Consider the following 4277-nt stretch of genomic DNA (forward strand, 5'->3'; position numbering starts at 1 on the left):
CGCCAGGGCAATCGGTTCACCCGATTGTCCTGTGGTTATTTGGTACTTCGATGCCACTTTGCTCTTGCATGTCGCCAGATGCGGGCTAATATCTTTTCAAATTAGATCGGGATCGCGCATTTTTGTGTCGCGCGTGCCCCGACATTCCCGCCGGCCCTGTCACCTTGCAAAGTTCGGGAGTGGGACGCGAATGCTCTATGACCTTCACGAGATGCAGCACGCCGCGCTGACGCCGTGGCGTTTCATGGCCCACTCGGTGCATGGGCTGTACACCAATCCGTGGATTCCCATGTCGTATACCCGGGTCGGCCGGCAGATCGCGGCCGGGGCGGCGTTGTTCGAGCGCATGACGCGCCGCTATGGCAAGCCCCGCTTCGGGCTGGACCACACCGAGGTCCACGGGCGCCGGACCTGGGTCGAGGAGAACACGGTCTACGACCTGCCGTTTTGCGACCTCGTCCACTTCAAGCGCGGGATCGAGGATGCGGGGCAGCCGCGCCTTCTGGTGGTGGCGCCCATGTCGGGCCACTACGCCACCTTGCTGCGCGGCACGGTCAAGGAGTTGCTGCCCGACCACGACGTGTTCATCACCGACTGGGTGAACGCCCGCGAGGTGTCGCCCGACGAGGGGATCTTTGATTTCGATACCTACGTGCAGTATCTGCGCGAGTTCCTGACCGTGCTGGGGCCGGGGACCCACGTGCTGGCGGTGTGCCAGCCCAGCGTCCCGGTTCTCGCGGCCGTGTCGCTGATGGCCGCCGACAACGACCCGTGCCGGCCGGCTTCCATGGTGCTGATGGGCGGGCCGATCGACACCCGGGTCAACCCGACCGAGGTCAATCGCTTCGCCGACAGCCACGACATGGAGTGGTTCGAGCACAGCCTGATTCACACGGTGCCGGCCCAATATCTGGGGACGGGGCGCAAGGTCTATCCCGGGTTCTTGCAGCTTTCCGGGTTCATGGCCATGAACATGGATCGCCACGTCAACGCGCACCTGGAGTACTTCAATCATCTGGTTGAAGGCGATGGCGACAGCGCCGAGCAGCACAGCACGTTTTATGATGAGTATCTGTCGGTCATGGATCTGCCGGCCGAATTTTTCCTGCAAACCGTGGAGCGTATTTTCAAGAACCACGAGCTGGCCGAGGGCAAGCTGGTGGTCGATAACCGCCGGGTGGATCCGGGCGCCATCACCGACGTGTATCTGATGACGGTGGAAGGCGAGCGCGACGACATCACCGGCCCCGGCCAGACCTCGGCGGCGCATGCCTTGTGCGCCAACCTGCCCGAGCCCTTGCGCCGCCATCATCTTCAGCCCAAAGTGGGGCATTACGGGATCTTCAATGGGCGCCGCTGGCGCGAGGACATCCTTCCCCATGTGCGCAAGTTCATTATCGAAGCGGATTTCGCGGCGTCGGGCCGCGCCCTTGCCGCCGGCCGACCCCGCCACCCCCTTGAACGCGGATCGTTTTTGGGAAACCAAGCCCCTGGACCGAATGACGGACAAGGAATGGGAGAGCTTGTGCGACGGGTGTGGGAAGTGCTGCTTGCATAAGCTGCAAGAGGAAGACACGGGCGTCGTTTATTACACGAACGTCGCCTGTGAACTCCTTGACGTGCACAGCGGCCGGTGCATCGACTACGCGAGACGATGGCGCACGGTGCCCGACTGCGTGAAACTCAGCGCCCGGCACCTGGACGAACTCACCTGGTTGCCCGAAACCTGCGCCTATCGCCTGCTGGCCCAGGGCATGCCCCTGCCGCCCTGGCATCCCCTCGAAAGCGGCTCTCCCGACAGTGTTCATCACGCCGGCATGAGCGTGCGCGGGCGCACCATCCCCGAGGACGACGCCGGCCCCCTGGAAGACCACATCGTGGACTGGAACGACCTGTAACCGCTCTGGAGGGTGGAACGAAGGACACCGGCCGTGCCGGGGTGTCCTTCGTTGCGTTCGTGCGTCCGCGCCCGGGGGTGGGGTCAGGCGTTGGTGCTTTGGATGCTGGCCAGGACCGAATCGGCGATCTGCTGCTTGGCGATCACGCCTTTCACGTCGGCGGCCCGGGGCACGCCGCGCCGGCGGTCGACCACCAGGACGGCTTCGGCGCCGTGGCGGCCCATGCGCTTCAGGATATCGTGCATGACACTGTCCTCGTGGGCGACGATGAACCGTCGGTGGGCCAGCTGGCCCACGCAGGCATCGGGGGAATGGCGCGCCAGGTCCAGAAGCTGCACCGGATCGGTGATGATGCCCTGAATGCGGGCGCCGTCGGTGACGACCAGGGGCCGCGCCATGTCGTCCCCGCTCAACTGGCTTGCCGCGCTTCCGGCGGGGGCCGCGCCGTTCACGAACAAGGCCGCCCCGTCCAGCAGCTCGCGCGCGGGGTGGATCAGGAACATGTTGCTGTGCCGGTCCTTGGGGATGCGGTGCCCGCGCGGGACCAGCTTCACGGTGTAGATGTTTTCGGCCATCAGCAGGCGGCGCAGGCCGACCGACATGGCGACGGCGATGATCATGGGGACGATGATGTTGTAGTCCCGGGTCATCTCGAACACCATGATGATGGCGGTCAGGGCCGCGCCGGTCGCGCCGGCGTTGACCGAGGCCATGCCGATCATCGCCGAGTCCATGACGCTCAGCCCCGAGTCGGGGAAGACAAGGGCGACCACCGCGCCGAAGGCGCCGCCCAGCGTGGTCCCCATGAACAAGGACGGCGCGAACACCCCGCCCGAGGCCCCCGATCCCAGGCTGACGGTGGTGGCGAACAGCTTGGCCAGGAACAAGATCGCCAGCAGCGGCAGGCTGACCAGGGCGCCCTGAAGCACCGTTTGAATGGCGGCGTAGCCGGTCCCGTCCACGAACGAATGGCCGGTTTGGGTTTGCAGGACATACAGCAGCACGCCGATCAGGGTCATGCCGATGATGTTGGTCACATAGGCATTGAACGGCAGTTTATCGAAAAAGGTTTCCGCGAAGGCCAGGCCCCGGATGAAGGCCCAGGCGGCCAGGCCGCACAGCAGCCCCAACACCACCACCAGGGCCAGCGTGCCAACCCCGAAGGGATCCGTTTCCGGCAGACTGGCGGCGGGGACCATGAAGGCCGGATGCAGGCCGAAGGCGAGGCGCCCGACGTAGGTGGCGGCCCCCGTGGCGATCACCACCGGGATGAAGGTCGCGACGCTGATTTCCGGCATCATCAGCTCGACGGCGAACATCACCGCGCCCAGCGGCGTGTTGAAGGTGGCCGCGATGCCGGCCCCGGCCCCGGCCGACAAAAGGGCGATGCGCTGGGCGGTGGGCAGGCGGGTCCATTGGGCAAGCGACGAGCCCAGGGCGGCCCCGATCTGGATGATCGGCCCCTCGCGTCCGACCGAGGCGCCGGTGCCGATGGACAGCGCCGAGGCCAGGGATTTGACCACCGCGACCACGGGCCGGATCACGCCTTGCTTGAAGAAGATGGCGTCGATCACCTCGGGCACGCCGTGCCCCCTGGCTTCGGGCGCGAAGGTGCGGACCAGCCACACGACGATCAAGCCACCAATCACCGGAACCAGGATCACCCCCATGCCCCAGGGCGGCGTGGGGCCAAAGACGTTGGCGTCGTAGGTGGTTGAAAAGGTGCCCTGGAAGGCGAGGTTGTGAATAATGCCGATCAGAAAGCGGAAGACAACCGCGCCCAGGCCGGTGACCAGCCCGACGATCAGCGCCAGCACCGACAACACCGGCAGGGAAACGCGCCGGGCCTTGGTCTGGCGGGAGGCCACGCCATGGCGCGGCGCCGGACGACGGACAACGGTCTCCCCGATCGGGAGGCGATCGTCGTTGGAATCACTGCTTTTCATCAAAAAAACCTGATTGACCGAAAGGATTCACAAGCCCGGCCGTCATCGCGGCGTCGGAACCAGGGGGGCTTGTCTCGGGTTTGATTGTCCCCGGCGACACGATTGCGCCGGGGCGGCGGTCGCGGGTGGGGAGATGCTTCGGGGGAAGTGTAGGCCCTTTTGGGGGGATTGAACAAAACCTAATCGTTCTTTGGCATGGTTTAAGGGGGGCGGACCCGGTTTCGTGCTGTTTGATGGAAAAATGAACACGCGAAAGGGGCGCCCCAGGTCATTCCAAACGCGACGGGCGTTGTCTTGTGCCTCTCCCCCGTCTTCGCCCGGGCTGGAGTCCTTGCGCGATATCCGCGCGGACCCCGGGGAGGGTGGCGCGGACATGCCCGGGTTCCCCCTGCCGCTCCCCCCAGGGCAGTCGGATGAACCGATTGCCCTGGCG

At 65.5% G+C, this 4277-nt stretch carries 3 protein-coding genes; 2 read left to right on the forward strand and 1 reads right to left on the reverse strand.

What is annotated here, in order from left to right; all coding sequences use genetic code 11:
* Positions 1-190: 190 nt before the first annotated feature.
* Positions 191-1558 (forward strand): polyhydroxyalkanoate depolymerase, encoded by a 1368-nt coding sequence (locus ROR02_RS16015; protein ID WP_246135596.1) that lies wholly within the window; start codon positions 191-193, stop codon positions 1556-1558.
* A complete protein-coding gene (locus tag ROR02_RS16020) occupies positions 1500-1898 on the forward strand; it encodes a YcgN family cysteine cluster protein (protein ID WP_246135597.1) in 399 nt (132 codons plus the stop codon). The genes ROR02_RS16015 and ROR02_RS16020 overlap by 59 nt, the downstream gene beginning before the upstream one ends.
* An 83-nt stretch (positions 1899-1981) precedes the next feature.
* Here the strand turns inward: ROR02_RS16020 and ROR02_RS16025 are convergent, their stop codons facing one another.
* Positions 1982-3844 (reverse strand): chloride channel protein, encoded by a 1863-nt coding sequence (locus ROR02_RS16025; RefSeq protein WP_147165052.1) that lies wholly within the window; start codon positions 3842-3844, stop codon positions 1982-1984.
* Between the last annotated feature and the right edge of the window lie 433 nt (positions 3845-4277).

It is taken from the genome of Pararhodospirillum oryzae (assembly GCF_007992075.1).
GTDB classification, from domain to species: Bacteria; Pseudomonadota; Alphaproteobacteria; order Rhodospirillales; family Rhodospirillaceae; genus Pararhodospirillum; species Pararhodospirillum oryzae.

What these genes read in the sequence shown, in the direction of transcription:
- ROR02_RS16015 (WP_246135596.1), top strand. Translation starts at nt 191, where the DNA reads ATGCTCTATGACCTTCACGAGATGCAGCACGCCGCGCTGACGCCGTGG.
- ROR02_RS16020 (WP_246135597.1), top strand. Translation starts at nt 1,500, where the DNA reads ATGACGGACAAGGAATGGGAGAGCTTGTGCGACGGGTGTGGGAAGTGC.
- ROR02_RS16025 (WP_147165052.1), bottom strand. Translation starts at nt 3,844, where the DNA reads ATGAAAAGCAGTGATTCCAACGACGATCGCCTCCCGATCGGGGAGACC.